This is a genomic window from Pedobacter sp. D749 (assembly GCF_019317285.1).
Classification (GTDB): domain Bacteria; phylum Bacteroidota; class Bacteroidia; order Sphingobacteriales; family Sphingobacteriaceae; genus Pedobacter.
Window position 1 is genome coordinate 3,014,660 of record NZ_CP079218.1, and the last position, 15,152, is coordinate 3,029,811.

Below are 15,152 nucleotides of genomic sequence, written 5' to 3' on the forward strand. Positions count from 1 at the left end.
AATCATTGCATCAACATTAAAATCTTTAACGAAGAGCCTGTTTAAAAATTAAATAAATTTATTTCGTATGTGAGCCTGAGCGTAGTTGGTAACCATTTCAACGCATTAATAAAACACTTCGACTACGCTACTATAGACAGAATCCATTAGCACGGTCGTCATTCCCACGCATGCGGGAATCTTAAAGCGCTTGCATTACGATTATTCATTATTTTTTTGTTTTTTATCGGCATTCATAAGCACTAGGTGGTTCCCAATCGAGTTGGGAATGACGATCTCGCGCAGCCTACTATTTTGCCAAAAAGATTTGTCTTTTATATTGATTTTATGAAATAATTATCCCTCAGTGTGACAGCAAAAGGCCATTTATGTTTGTTATAAAAATTTAAACAGGCGCTAAGAATTGTAATTATTGAATATCTTGTGAAATAATTATGGCCACAATTAAATTTAAACTCGTAGAAAACTCACCTGCACATTTTATTGCTTTAGCAAATCTAACGATTGAAGATCTGGGCTGGGAAGTTTCTGTCTACAATGAACAACGTCTTACTGCTTCCATAAATCATTCTGAGTACCATTCATCTTATAGTGTATTTACGATAGTAATAAAAAATAACGAGGTGACATTAACGTGCATTGATGATCTGATAATTGCCGAAAATTCCAGGAATAAAGTATATCTAAATAAATTCCTATCACATTACGAATATACAAAGCAACTGATAAGTGAAAAAGAACTGAAGAAAATGGCAAATAAAATTTTAGATGCGAATGTTCCTATTCCAATATTAAATTTCTATAAGATAGATAGTTTTAAAAGCTTTTTAAAGATATTTATTCCTTCCAGGCTATTTTTTGTCACTACAATAATATTGGATATCAACATATTAATTTACGTTGTTATGCTAACCTCTTCAGGCTTTTTCTTTAAAAATTTTGATCAGGAAACACTAATTGCTGCCGGCGCGTACTTTAAACCTGCAATTACAAGTGGAGAATGGTGGAGACTCCTAACAGCTATCTTTTTACATAGTAATTTCCCTCACATCTTAATGAACATGATTATGCTATTTTATATAGGTTCAATTCTTGAACCGGCCATAGGGCATGTAAAGTTTGCGATTATCTATATGCTAACAGGCTTTTTTGCAAATTTGATCAGTTTTTACCTAACGGATTACACCCTAACTGTAGGGGCTTCAGGTGCTATATTTGGGCTTTTAGGCGTTTTTTCAGGCATGCTAACCAACAGAAAAATAGCTATTGAACTACGTAAATTTATAATCATTAATATAGCAGCTATTACAATAATGACTACAGTTAATGGATTTTTGAAAGGAAGTGTAAATCATGTTGCGCATTTTGCTGGTTTATTTTGCGGAGCTGTGTTAACTATCATATATCTTCAAATCAATAATATAAAATCAGACAAATTTTCAGCATAAATCATTAAAAATCAGCAATTTAGTCACTTCAAACAAAAACTTACCGACAAAATTTCCGATTGTAAAATCAAAATTGTTATGGCATTTGTTTTGACTTAAAAGAGCTATGAACTTCAACAATTTTACCATAAAAGCCCAGGAAGCAATTCAACAGGCTTCTGAAATAGCCCAGGGCAATCAGCAACAGGCTATTGAAACGGCACACCTGCTTAAAGGTCTGCTTACTGTTGATGAAAACGTTGTTTCTTATGTTTTAAAGAAACTGAACGTTAACCTTAATTCACTAAATCAAAACTTAGATGCAGAGATTGCCAAATTCCCGAAAGTGAGTGGAAGTAATGTCTATCTGTCATCTAATGCAAATAGCGTTTTACAGAAAGCGCAGACGTTTTTAAAGGAGTTTAAAGATGAGTTTGTATCTGTAGAACACTTATTATTAGGCATTTTAGCCGTTAATGATAGCACATCTAAGCTGTTAAAAGAGCAAGGCGTTAACGAAAAAGACCTTAAAAAAGCCATTGTAGAATTACGCGGTGATAACCGGGTAACCGATCAAAATGCCGAGGCAACTTATCAGGCCCTGAGCAAATATGCAAGGAATTTAAACGAGTATGCCGAGAGCGGAAAACTGGATCCGGTGATTGGCCGTGATGAAGAAATCCGTCGGGTGATCCAGATTTTATCGCGCAGAACCAAAAACAACCCGATTTTAATCGGTGAGCCTGGTGTAGGTAAAACTGCCATTGCCGAAGGAATTGCATTCAGAATTATTAAAGGCGATGTACCTGAAAACTTAAAAAGCAAAGTGGTGTATTCGCTTGATATGGGCTCGCTTATTGCCGGTGCAAAATATAAAGGAGAATTCGAAGAGCGTTTAAAAGCTGTAGTTAAAGAAGTTACGCAAAGCGACGGTGAAATCGTATTATTTATTGATGAGATCCACACCTTAGTGGGTGCTGGTGGTGGCGAAGGCGCAATGGATGCAGCGAACATTTTAAAACCTGCCCTTGCCCGCGGAGAGCTGCGTGCCATTGGTGCCACAACTTTAGATGAATACCAGAAATATTTAGAAAAAGATAAAGCATTAGAGCGCCGTTTCCAAAAAGTAATGGTTGAAGAACCTGACACCCAGGATGCCATTTCTATCCTTCGTGGATTAAAAGAACGGTATGAAACCCACCATAAAGTAAGGATTAAAGATGAAGCCATTATCGCGGCTGTTGAAATGAGTCAGCGGTATATTTCTGATCGTTTCTTACCGGATAAAGCCATCGATTTAATGGATGAGGCTGCATCTAAACTGCGCATGGAGATGGACAGTGTGCCTGAACATGTAGATGCGTTAGACCGTGAAATTATGCGTTTAGAAATAGAACGCGAAGCGATTAAACGCGAAAAAGACGATAGGAAGGTTAAAGAACTTTCAGAAGAAATTGCCAATCTATCAGCAGAGCGTGATGAATTTAAAGCCAAATGGCAAGGTGAAAAAGACCTGGTAGATGCAGTAAATAACGAACTGGAGCAAATTGAGCACTATAAATTAGAAGCTGAACAGGCAGAACGTGCAGGAGATTATGGCAAAGTGGCCGAAATCCGTTATGGAAAAATCAAAGAGGCCCAGGATAAAGTTGAAAAACTTAAAGCCGATTTAGAAAGCCAGCAAAGCGATAGCCGCATGCTGAAAGAAGAAGTTACGGCTGATGATATTGCAGGTGTGGTTGGCCGTTGGACAGGTATTCCGGTTACGAAACTGATTGCCAGTGAGCGGGAAAAATTGCTTCACTTAGAAGAAGAGTTACACCAGCGCGTGGCTGGTCAGGACGAAGCAATTGAAGCCATTTCTGATGCCATCCGCCGCTCACGTGCAGGCTTACAGGATAAACGCAAACCAATAGGCTCTTTCATCTTTTTAGGTACTACTGGTGTTGGTAAAACGGAACTTGCAAAAGCCCTTGCTGAATTTTTATTCAACGATGAAAATGCACTCACCCGTATCGATATGAGTGAATACCAGGAGCGCCATGCTGTGTCGCGTTTAATCGGAGCGCCTCCAGGCTATGTTGGTTACGATGAAGGCGGACAGTTAACTGAGGCCGTTAGACGTAAACCTTACTCGGTGGTATTGCTTGATGAGATCGAAAAAGCACACCCCGATGTATTTAATATCCTGTTACAGGTATTGGATGACGGCCGTTTAACCGATAATAAAGGAAGGACGGTGAATTTTAAAAATACCATCATCATCATGACCTCTAACATTGGTGCACATTTAATTCAGGATAACTTTAAAAATTTAAGCGACGAAAACCGAGATGAGGTAGTTGCCAAAACCAAAAACGAATTGTTTGAGGTATTAAAGCAAACCATTCGTCCGGAGTTTTTGAACAGGATTGATGAGCTGATTATGTTTACACCGTTAAACCGTAGCGAAATCAGAAATATTGTAAGCTTACAGTTTAAACAGGTACAGCAAACATTGGCCGAAATGGGTATAGAGATGGATGCCAGTGATGAAGCTTTAGATTGGCTGGCACAGTTGGGTTACGATCCACAGTTTGGTGCCAGACCGTTAAAAAGGGTCATTCAAAAAAGAATCTTAAATGAGTTGTCGAAAGAGATATTGGCTGGTAAGATAGATAAAGACAGCAAAATTAAGTTAGATATGTTCGATCATAATTTTGTGTTCCTGAACCAAAACGTTGATTAATACATTCCGATCAAATCCCGTCTCAATAAAATTGGGGCGGGATTTTTTGTTTTAAACTTTAAGGACTCAGGGAAAACAATTGGCATATTTTAGCTTTTTTTAACATAAGCTATATTGTTATAGCAATTTTAGATGCTTAAAATTGTAATATACAAGCTCTTGAAAATGAATCTAAAAACCTATCTACTCTTAAATCTGGTATTCCTCACCAGTTATGCCTTCGCACAAAATTTTCAAAAATCAGCTCTTTTAAAAGACGTCAGGTCTTTACCCATGCCCGATACAGGCAAATTTGTTTCGGCGTTTTATACCACTAACGAAGAACCTAATATCGTAGCAACACACAGGCTTGCCCCACAGGTAGAAGTTTCAACTACAGTAATCATGACCAGTACCTTAGGTAAAGGACAGATTTTTGCCATCGGCTCATCAGCATATTTTGAAAGCAAATTATTGAGCGATCAAAATGTCCAAAAATTATTAAAAAACATACTCGAAAATGTAAGCACTCATTCTAAAAAACTTAAAATAGCTGTAACCAAATCTGCAGATCCTGCCTTAATTAGTTTCTTAAAAGCCAATAAAGCGAGAGTTTATATTGCTGAAAACGCCAAATTTCAGTCCAATACCAGTTTATATTTTTTAACAGAAGATGTTAAGGATACAACCGCACAACAAAAAATCGAAAAATATATAAGGGATGGCGGTCAACTCATTTATGGCTCCCCCTATCCAGGTATTTTTAAACATCGAGACCACACCAAATCCTACCTCAACGACCTGGTTAAAATAAACAGTTTACTCAGCAAGGCCGGGATATTTAATGCTTATACTTTAATTCAGGCAAATCACATTAACGATACCTTGAATTTAAAAGATGTTCCTTTTTATCTTAGTGTGAAAGCTATCTTTAAACAGTTGGCAAACCCTGCTTTTACAGCCATTGATCCTACAGAATATGCTTATGGAATAGAGCCAAATCTTGAACTTACCTTTTCAAACAATGCTGATAACAGTCAAATTATTAAAAAGTTAAAATCCATTTTAGTGATTAGTGATACATTAGCCGTTCCAACGCTCAAAAATCCACTTGATATTTCCACACCAGCAAAAAAAGCAGGTTATAAATTTTCAAAATATCTTTTTGACAAAATCCATAATGTAGATAAAGCAACAGATTTTGTTTATCCAGAAAGTAAGGTTTTTCCAGGCAGAGTGCCTCAAAACGCAAAACGAACTGTTGAGCAAATCAATATAGATGTGAAAGTTGGCTCACAGGGTTTAGCTGATCCATACCCGGATTATTTCAGGCTGCATAGTACCGGGGTTTACGTACCAGCAGGTGAGAAAGTCAGTATTGTGGTCGATCCTAAATACAGAAACCAATATTTAAAAGCTCAAATCGGGATCCATAACGACGATTTAAAACACTTGGATAATCTGGTAAGGACCGGTTTTGATTTAACAAGATCATTCGAACTTGATAAAGATACCACAACAGTTTTTTCGCCTTATGGCGGATTGTTGTACATCAGAATTCCAGATAGTTCTACACTTAAATCTATTAATATTACCGCAAGTGGTGTGGTTAAAGCACCTTATTACAAATTAGGAAAGAATACCCTTGCCGAATGGGAAACGATCAAAAATAACCCTGCACCATGGGCAGAACTTGCTACCAATAACATTATTCTTACCGTTCCGTCCTACCGGATTAAAAACTTAGAAAATCCTGAGTCGTTATTAAAATTATGGGATCAAATAATGGATGCAGACGCCGATTTAGCCATTATTAGTCAAACCAGAACACATCCCGAAAGAATAATCATTGATAATCAGGTTGCTTATGGTTATATGTTTACGGTTTGGGATAAAATTGTGGCCCCCGACGATGAAAGTTGCGAATGGATGCTAAACGAAAAAATACTAAAAGAAAAAGGAAGCTGGGGCCATTTCCACGAGTTAGGCCATCGCCATCAATTTTGGGGTCTTGATATGGATGAAGTTAGTGAAGTAACCACTAACCTTTATACAATATATGTATATGATAAAGTATTAAAAAAGGGCTTATATAATCACGATGGAATTGCAAGTAGAGATAAAGTAAAGGAGAAAATCCATAATTATCTTCAAAACCAGCCTACTTTTGAAAAATGGGGAAAAAGCCCCTTTACCGCTTTATGCATGTACATCCAAATTATTGAACATTTTGGATGGGAGTCTATTATCAAAGCCAATAAAATATACCGGGAAATGGATCCTAGAAAATACTACGACCATCCGCTGAGTAACCAACAACGGATCGATCTCTGGTATACAACCATCTGCAAAACTACCAATTCCAATTTATCGTCGTTTTTCGAAATATGGAAAATACCGGTGAGCGAAAAAGCAAAAGCAGAAGTGCATCACTATAAAACCTGGATCCCGCAAGAATTCGTTACTTATTTACCACACTAAGTTGGGGGGGTAAAATTAAAATCCGCAGGTTAATTCCTGCGTTTTTTTAGTTGGTCAATACAGCAAACCGTTGATAAACATAAAACAACAACCATACAAGCTTAGCTATGAGGCTTAAAAGGCTGAGGAGGATTCAAATCTTGAGGTTGTGTTGGCAGGATTTTTGAAGCTTGCCGTAAAAGCAAATATGAAATATAAATTAACGCTCACTGTATTTGTCATCGGCTTATTCCTGAGTTCATGTGGTGGCCAAAACCCTGAAAAATCAAAGCCGGTAAAAGAGTATGTAGCACATCTGCAAGCCATGAAGCTAGGTGATCTCAAACAACAGTTAGAAAAAGACACCGCAGTCTTAAACAAGTTGATTAAGACCGCTAGCTTCAGCATTCAGCTGACCTCACATTTTTCATCGGGTGAAAAAAGCGCAGTGCAAAAATCTGAACCACAGTTTTCGTTAACCAACAACACTTCTAAGCTTGATGAAATCTTCAAGATTTATTGTAAGCAGTTATATTTTAATCAAAACTTTAATGAAAACTACAAAGAAGACAAGCTTGGTTTGTATGGACAAAGCAGATTTGACTTTGAAAGCAGATACAGTTTGACCGATAATAACTCGATTATTGAGGAAAGGGATAGTTTATTTAAGCCCTTTGAACAGGGCATAGAAGTCGTTGAAAAAAAATATTTCTTTAAGGGTAATAAACTGGCAGAAAATCAGATCGGGCTGAAACGGATCGACAGTATTGAGACTGAAATTAAGTTAAGGCTTCCTTTGGATTTCGAGAAATTCACTATTGTAAAATCAGCGAAACAAGTACCCTATAAAAATCAACCCATTGAAATAGAAGAGATCAAGGATAATGTAGCCAAGCTTGAAATACCCATTTCGATCTACAAAGACATTATTGGTTATCAAGCTTATAACGGTCAGAATTTAAGGATGAACACTATTGCACTAAGTTCTACGCCAATGCTCGCGATCAGGAAAGATGTAAAAAATCATTTGAAAGAACTGCGTAATACTTTTTTAGCCATACTTAAAACTGATAACGAAAACGAAGCAAAACAAGAGCTTACCAAAATCACCCAGAAGCAGTTAACCGCGAAGGATCTGATGGTGGAATTTCAGTCTTATGTTTCCAGTTTAACCAATGAACGGATCAAAGAACTTGGCGACATTCCTTTTTATAATGAAGTAGCGGATAAAGGGAAAGAAGTAATTGCAGCCGAAAATCAATTCGTTATTGTAGAATTTCCTGATAATATTCAAACAATTGATGTGATTGTTGCCACGAAGTTCGATCTGCTTCAGCAAAACAGCATGGTAAAGTTTAATAACCATCGTTCGGGTATGAAATTCTTTGACCTAAACAATCCCAATATCATTTATAACGCTTTCGAAAACGGAAAGGGGCTAAAATATGGGATTTCCAATAAAGAGGGTGATAAAATTATAACTGCACAGTTTGAGGAACTTAAACAGGTTGGCAACGATTATTTTATTGTTGATGACAAACTACATTGGTTAGATGGGGCGAATAAAAAGATGGTGGCCCTGCCGCAGTTCCAAAGTTATATACAAACATTAAAGCCAAGGTATGATGTTTTTGAGAAAACAACCGGTGATAAATCTGCAGTTGGAGTGGTATTCAACCGGGACAAAGTGGTCTTACCTTTTGAGTATCAAAGATTTGATAAATATAATAAATTCGTAATAGGCCATAAAAATAATGATGTAGATGAAGTATACGACCTCAACTTTAAGCGGCTTCCTGATCAAGGAATCAAAACAATCCAGAACATCAATGAATTTATATCATCGGATATAAAGTATCCCTTGCTTTTTATTGTCGAAGATGATAAAAAGAAGAAAGCCTTAGCGGATCATACCCTGAACCTTTTAACACCATTTAAATATGAATTCATCGATCCATTTTTTGAAATCAGCGACTATTTTATCGCGGGAATTCGTACACCCGACGGCAGTAGTTATTACTATGGACTCTTGGATAAAAATGGCAAAGAAGTTGTCCCTTTTATTTTTGACAATATTAGTGACGAACTGGATAAATCTGGAAGATTGAAGTATATCCTGAAAAATAAACATCAGGCTACTCAGCTAAAAATCTTCTTAAAAACCTATGGAAATCATGTTATCTAAACTGGCCAACATTTAAAAGGAAATTCTGAGAAAGAACAGGTAAATATGAAGAAGCTAATCATTTTATTGACATTACTTGCGGCATGTACTCAAGATGAGCCGAAAGACTTCCAGTTGAACAACATTAAATACAAATTGGTAATTGCCTGGTAATTAACAAATATCAGTTTCTTAATAACCGATCAAAACATTTAATCATAAACATAATCATCAGTGCCGCCACGCCACCAATAAATATATAGATTATAGTTTTTGCAACTATTGACCATGAAACAATAACAATACCTGGTTCAACGTCTATTGGCGCAGTATCTGCATAACTTACCAACGTATCCCAAATAGAGAAAAGAATACCAATTATGACACCAATTAACATCGCTTTCTTCATGCCCTTATTTAATAAATACTTTAATTAAAATGCGCTAAATCCCGTATCTCATTTTACAAATCGCTAGCGCTAATACCAAATTATTTGCAATTACGAACAACGGTGTTCTCTGGTAAATCATACAGATAGAGCTTTTCTGTGAAACCTCCGGTACATTTGGTCACATCATAATTAGCTATGTAATCTTCTTTATAATGAGCTATTTCTTCACTTGACAATCCACCAGGAGATTCTTCGTTTTTAATAAAATAAGAGGTGTTGCCTGTTTTTTTATAAAATACAAAGTTGAGTGAGGTAACATCCTTCTTTTTCAAGGATTGATCATTACGGAATCTACCCCTTGTATATTGAATAATTGCAGTTTTTAGCTTTTCATTGCTAGCCTCCGGGTTGTTAATCAATATATAATATGAAATCTTCACCGCGTTTTTATCATATGAATTTGTAAAGGTCATACGATCCAGAAAAATAAACTCGTTTTTCTTGCCAATACATCCCATCAAAACTGATAAAAGAAAAAATGATACAATTTTTATGGGATGAAAACACTTCATTTATCTATTCAATTTATTAACTAAAACATCGTAGGACATTAAAATTCAACCTTCAAATTTATCGCTTAACATATGATTCCATTGCTGTAGAACATGTATCAATTAATCTTCTCCTTAAAGACTTTTAATCTTCAACTTTCAAGCCTCAATTCATTATTATACTATGCAAAAACAGCACCAAGAGTCTCATTTACCTTGAAGCTACTAAAATCAGTTTAAAAATTAAAGTAACTAACATGATAGTTCACTTTCTTGCATTTTGTCTCAATAATGATTATTATTGATTACACACAAAAACACAAATAAAATGAAACCTAAATTAATCATCATGGCGCTGTTATGCGCCGTCAGTTGGCGCAGCTATGCCCAAACTGAAAAAGGAACCGGCTTTGCTGGCGGAAGCCTTAGTTTTGGAACTTCTAAACAAAACAGTTCATCACCCAGCTTAAACACGTTTACCTTAACGCCAAGAGGAGGATATTTTTTAGCCGATAATTTTGCCGTTGGTTTAGAAATCCCATTAAATCTATCAAAACTCAGGGGTGAAAATTATATCGCATGGAATGAAGAATACGGATATTACGAAGAACAGCATGGAGTAAAGGAATTTAGCTTTGGTTTTTCTCCTTTTGTACGCAAATATATCAACATTAAAGATCGTTTTAAGTTTTTCATGCAGGCAAACTTACTTCTACAGGTAAATACTTTTAACCGCATTGATGATGAAGGCTACCTGATCCGAACAGATGCTAAAATAAAGGGATGGGGCGCAAGTATAAGTCCTGGCTTTAGTTATTTTATATCAAAACATGCTGCCTTGGAGTTTTCATTGCCCGTTGTATCTTTTTTCCATCAAAATTACTATGCTGAAGAATCGCTTTACAACTTTGATAAAACCAATAACCTAAGGCTCGCCCTGCAGAATTTCACACCAACATTTACTTTCAATTATCACTTTTAACCTTCAATAAAATGAAAAATATATTTAGCCAGCTAAACTTAAAGGTTTTAAGCTTAACCCTACTTTTAACTTATGCATTTTGTGTAAAAGCACAAACTACAGCAAACACAGAATTAAAATATTATAAAAGCATTTTCCCTGAAGAAAACGGAAAGATCAAATCAATTGGTAATACCAATTTTGAATACTACAAAAGCATTTTCCCCGAAGAAAATGGAAAGATTAAATCCATTGGAGATAAGAAATTTGAATATTACAAAAGTATTTTTCCAGAGGAAAATGGTAAAATTAAATCTATAGGTGATAAAAAAATTGAATATTCCAGAAGCATCTTTCCTGAAGAAAATGGAAAAGTTAAATCAATCGGGGATATGCCTATCGAATATTACAGAAGCATTTTCTCTGAGGAAGATGGAAAAATCAAATCAATTGGTAATATTACCATCGAATATTACAGAAGCATTTTCCCCGAAGAAAACGGAAAGATCAAATCAATTGGCGGTGCCCAGATCGAATACTACAGAAGCATTTTTCCAGAAGAAAATGGAAAACTCAAATCAATTACAGGCGAAATAGGTAGCGACTTCAATTTCTCTCCTACTGAACTTTATTACTTTATCCTGAATGCAAATTTAAAGTAAAATACGATCTATTCATTCTTATTACCGAACACCGATCTAATAATAAGGTCGGTGTCTTTTTTTAAAAACTGATAATCAAACCATTAGCACAAAAACAACTAACAACATAGTTTATTTCATTTTTTTATTTTATCATTGGATACACAAAAACACAAATGAAAATGAAAAAACAATTATTAACGTTGGTAGCGGTATGCGCTATCACTATGGGAGCCAATGCTCAAACAGAAAAAGGAGACAACTTAATTGGAGGTAGTTTAAGTATTTCTTCGTCAAAAACGGAATCGGCAAATTACGAAAAAAGAAATTTTTATGGCATAAATCCAAGTTATGCGCATTTCTTTTCTAAAAATTTAGCTATTGGACTAATAGCAGGTGCCAGCTATAGTAAAAATCTGAATAATAATTATGATTCCTACTATAACATAACCACCACAAGAACAAGTAAACAAAAAAGTTTTTCAGTCGGCCCTGTGGTAAGATATTATATAGATATTATTGATAAACTTAAAGCCTTCGGCCAGTTTAGTGGAACAATTGGCTTTGTAAAAACTGACGAAACTTACAGTGGCCCTTATAACTACAACCTTACGCCTAATACAAAATTTACGCAATACAATGCGTCCTTAAGACCAGGATTTGCATTTTTTCCTACTAAAAAACTTGGTATAGAACTCGGCTTTTCTCTGCTATCATATAATAAAATTGATTATGATGGTCAATCGCCATCAAATACCTGGTACGAAGCAGAAGCATTTGACTTTGGTTTTAATACCTTTAACCCTTTTCTAGGATTTAATTTCCACTTCTAAACGCATAAAGGCTGTCGAACGCTATACATAAAATCATAGCTGTTCCTTATAATAGGTTACCATTGATACATTTCAGTAGAAGGTTCGTCATTCCCGCGCAGACGGGAATCTTAAAGCTTATTGCATTAAGATTCCCAATCGAGTTGGGAATGACGATTTTTCGTGGCACTTTAATTTGCTAAAGTCCCTTGTTATCCATTTTAATTTCTATTTCTTCTTCGTTTCAATATTCGGCAAAAATCCGGTTAATAAACCGATTAAAGGTAGAAACGCACAAATATTGAATACATATTCGATACTGGTAGAGTCTGCTAATTTACCCAATAAGGCCGATCCGATGCCACCCATACCAAAGGCAAAGCCAAAAAACAAACCGGCAACTAAACCTACCTTTCCGGGAATTAATTCTTGTGCATAAACCAGAATTGCAGAGAAAGCTGATGCCAATATCATTCCAATAGGAACAATAAGCACACCCACCCAGAACAAACTGGCATGTGGTAATAATAACGCAAATGGTGCTGTACCCAGTATCGATGCCCAGATTACGTATTTCCGTCCTATTTTATCGCCTATTGGCCCACCCAATAATGTTCCGGCAGCTACCGAGAATAAGAATACAAATAAATAAATCTGTGAGGTTTGCACCGAAACACGAAATTTATCGATAAGATAAAAGGTGAAATAATTGGTTAAACTCGCCATGTAGAAATATTTCGAGAAAATTAACAAGAGTAAAATGCATACTGAAAAAATCACCTTCCCTCTCGAAAACTGATTAACCACAGTTTGAATATTGATCTTCTTACTTCTCGAAAGCATAAATCCTTTGTACCAATTGCCAACATAGGTTAGAATGATAATAGCTAAAAGTGCAATTACCGAAAACCAGATCACGCTGAACTGCCCGTATGGTACAATAATCCAGGCCGCCAATAGTGGACCTAAAGAACTACCGGCATTACCTCCCAACTGGAAAACAGATTGTGCCAATCCTCTCTTTCCTCCTGATGCAGCGTGCGCCATCCTTGAGGCTTCCGGATGAAATATAGAAGAACCTATCCCAATAAAACAAACTGAAATTAGTATGGTATAAAAATGAGTTGATTGGGAAAGCGAGACTAAACCGATCAGGGTAAATCCCATCCCTATTGCAAGCGAATATGGTTGAGGTTTTTTATCCGTATATAAACCCACAAAAGGCTGTAACAGCGATGCGGCTAACTGAAAAGTTAAAGTAATTAGCCCGATCTGCGAAAAACTTAAACGATAACTGGTTTTGATGATCGGGTAAATTGCAGGAATTAATGATTGTATGGTGTCATTTAATAAATGCGAAAAACTTAAAGCAAAAAGGATCGGAAAAACTGTTTTTTCAATAATTGATGTGGTAGTCGTATTCTCAGTCATTATGGTACATTAAACGCCAAAAATAGTGATTATAAATTTTTAAACTACACGATATGTCCTTGCAAAAACCAAACATTTTGATAAAGTTCTGGTTTAATAGCTATGGAAAAGAACAGAAAAATTGTTGGTTTATGCGGAAGCTTAAGAAAAGGATCTTACAATGCGATGTTACTTAAAATGGCAGGCGGATTGATCCCAGAAGGTATCGAATTTGAAATTGTGGCCTATGATGACATTCCCATTTATAATGCCGATCATGATTTGCCAGAAACAGAAGAACGTCCTGCAAGCGTAACGAAATTTAGGGAGTCCCTTGCTGCTGCAGATGCTTTTATCATTGTTTCTCCAGAATATAATTATTCTATTCCTGGTGGTTTGAAAAATGCCATCGATTGGGCCAGCCGCGGCAAAGATTCGCCATTGATGCATAAACCTGTTGCAGTAATGGGTGCTACCCAAGGCATGTGGGGAACCGTTAGAATGCAAATGGCATTTTTGCCTGTTTTTACATTCCTGAATATGAATCCGGTTTTACAACCAGAAGTTTTAATCGCACAGGCGCAAAATAAATTTGATGCTGAAGGAAATCTGACAGATGAGAAGAGCATCGATATTATTAAAAAGAAAATAGAAAATTTAATTTCTGCCTGTAAGGTTTAATCAAAATAGCGCGAAGGTTTTTCCAAAAAACCTGCCATTTCTGCTACCCTAAAATCTGACATTTATACAAAAAAAGTCAGATTGTCAATTTGTCATGTCTAAAAAATTAATCAATCGATTGATTTTTAGTCACACGAAAATAATATTGAATTAACATTAAATTCACATCTGTTTGTGCATTAAGCAGTTGAGCAAAAACTGATTTTTTGATGACGCAGACAAAGTTTTCTGGCACAAGTGTTGACTTTTATTCAAATATAGTCAGAAATTAAAAAAGTAAAATTGGCTATATTTTAATCACAAATAAATAATAAAAAAGATGAAAAAACTATTATTATCTTTAGTAGCAGTAGCAGGTTTAGTTTATGGTGCACAAGCACAAACTGAAAAAGGAAATTTTATGTTAGGTGGTAATGTAGGTGTAAACTCTACAAAAGTTGACGGCGCTCCAAAAGCAGATTTCAGCTTTAGCGTATTACCAAGTGTTGGTTATTTTATCAGCGATAATTTTGCAATTGGTACGGGTGTTGGTTACGAATACGATAAAAAAGTAAGCAGCAGAACAGAAAATGGTGCATTTAAAGTTGCTCCTTTCGGACGTTACTATGTTGGTTTATCAGATCAATTTAAATTCTTCGGACAATTATCAGTACCATTGGCATTTGGTGAGTTAAAAACAACTGATGCTAACGGCGATAACGCTGTTAAAGTGGGTACTACTACTAAAATCGGTGTAGAACTTGCTCCAGGATTTGCATTTTTCCCAACAAAAAGAATTGGTATCGAACTTTCGGTTAAAGGTTTAAGTTATGAAAACTATACTTTAAAAGCTGAAGGAACTGGTGCTAAAGTTAAAACCAATACTTTTGGCTTAAACGCTGATACTTTCGCACCAAGATTAGGTGTACAGTTCTACTTTTAATTAATTCTCCCTTAAGGGAACTTAA

General features: G+C 35.8%; 12 protein-coding genes. 9 read left to right on the forward strand and 3 right to left on the reverse strand.

Going from position 1 to position 15,152, the window contains the following annotated elements; genetic code table 11:
• The first annotated feature begins 434 nt into the window (after positions 1 to 434).
• The 4 genes from KYH19_RS12125 to KYH19_RS12140 all read left to right on the forward strand — a co-directional run bounded on the left by KYH19_RS12125 (position 435) and on the right by KYH19_RS12140 (position 8,779).
• Positions 435 to 1,448, forward strand: coding sequence for a rhomboid family intramembrane serine protease (locus KYH19_RS12125; protein WP_219075304.1), 1,014 nt, complete (start codon positions 435 to 437; stop codon positions 1,446 to 1,448).
• 106 nt (positions 1,449 to 1,554) lie between these two features.
• Positions 1,555 to 4,155 (forward strand): ATP-dependent chaperone ClpB, encoded by a 2,601-nt coding sequence (clpB, locus tag KYH19_RS12130; RefSeq protein WP_219075305.1) that lies wholly within the window; start codon positions 1,555 to 1,557, stop codon positions 4,153 to 4,155.
• Between the two features lie 165 nt (positions 4,156 to 4,320).
• Positions 4,321 to 6,615: a M60 family metallopeptidase gene (locus KYH19_RS12135; RefSeq protein ID WP_219075306.1), complete on the forward strand. Its 2,295-nt coding sequence runs from the start codon at positions 4,321 to 4,323 to the stop codon at positions 6,613 to 6,615.
• Between the two features lie 187 nt (positions 6,616 to 6,802).
• Positions 6,803 to 8,779: a WG repeat-containing protein gene (locus KYH19_RS12140; protein WP_255562412.1), complete on the forward strand. Its 1,977-nt coding sequence runs from the start codon at positions 6,803 to 6,805 to the stop codon at positions 8,777 to 8,779.
• Between the two features lie 163 nt (positions 8,780 to 8,942).
• Here KYH19_RS12140 and KYH19_RS12145 read toward each other — a convergent pair whose 3' ends face one another.
• Together KYH19_RS12145 and KYH19_RS12150 are read right to left on the reverse strand one after the other, a co-directional pair.
• Positions 8,943 to 9,167, reverse strand: coding sequence for a hypothetical protein (locus tag KYH19_RS12145; RefSeq protein WP_132401476.1), 225 nt, complete (start codon positions 9,165 to 9,167; stop codon positions 8,943 to 8,945).
• An 80-nt stretch (positions 9,168 to 9,247) separates the two neighbouring features.
• Positions 9,248 to 9,721 carry a hypothetical protein gene (locus KYH19_RS12150; protein ID WP_132401479.1) on the reverse strand — a complete coding sequence of 158 codons (474 nt, stop codon included), beginning with the start codon at positions 9,719 to 9,721 and terminating at the stop codon, positions 9,248 to 9,250.
• Between the two features lie 307 nt (positions 9,722 to 10,028).
• On the opposite strand from KYH19_RS12150, the gene KYH19_RS12155 reads away from it, so the two are divergent.
• The 3 genes from KYH19_RS12155 (at position 10,029) to KYH19_RS12165 (ending at position 12,135) form a co-directional block, all read left to right on the forward strand.
• Positions 10,029 to 10,682 (forward strand): outer membrane beta-barrel protein, encoded by a 654-nt coding sequence (locus KYH19_RS12155; protein ID WP_132401482.1) that lies wholly within the window; start codon positions 10,029 to 10,031, stop codon positions 10,680 to 10,682.
• 11 nt (positions 10,683 to 10,693) lie between these two features.
• A complete protein-coding gene (locus tag KYH19_RS12160) occupies positions 10,694 to 11,323 on the forward strand; it encodes a hypothetical protein (RefSeq protein ID WP_219075307.1) in 630 nt (209 codons plus the stop codon).
• Between the two features lie 161 nt (positions 11,324 to 11,484).
• Positions 11,485 to 12,135: an outer membrane beta-barrel protein gene (locus tag KYH19_RS12165; RefSeq protein WP_165902704.1), complete on the forward strand. Its 651-nt coding sequence runs from the start codon at positions 11,485 to 11,487 to the stop codon at positions 12,133 to 12,135.
• 207 nt (positions 12,136 to 12,342) lie between these two features.
• On the opposite strand, the gene KYH19_RS12170 is transcribed toward KYH19_RS12165, so the two are convergent.
• On the reverse strand, positions 12,343 to 13,545 hold the full coding sequence (locus KYH19_RS12170; protein ID WP_219075308.1) for an MFS transporter: 1,203 nt from the start codon (positions 13,543 to 13,545) through the stop codon (positions 12,343 to 12,345).
• A 102-nt stretch (positions 13,546 to 13,647) separates the two neighbouring features.
• On the opposite strand from KYH19_RS12170, the gene KYH19_RS12175 reads away from it, so the two are divergent.
• Together KYH19_RS12175 and KYH19_RS12180 are read left to right on the forward strand one after the other, a co-directional pair.
• Positions 13,648 to 14,205, forward strand: a complete 558-nt coding sequence (locus KYH19_RS12175) for an NADPH-dependent FMN reductase (protein WP_219075309.1) — start codon at positions 13,648 to 13,650, stop codon at positions 14,203 to 14,205.
• Between the two features lie 319 nt (positions 14,206 to 14,524).
• Positions 14,525 to 15,127, forward strand: a complete 603-nt coding sequence (locus KYH19_RS12180; RefSeq protein ID WP_219075310.1) for an outer membrane beta-barrel protein — start codon at positions 14,525 to 14,527, stop codon at positions 15,125 to 15,127.
• Positions 15,128 to 15,152: the final 25 nt, after the last annotated feature.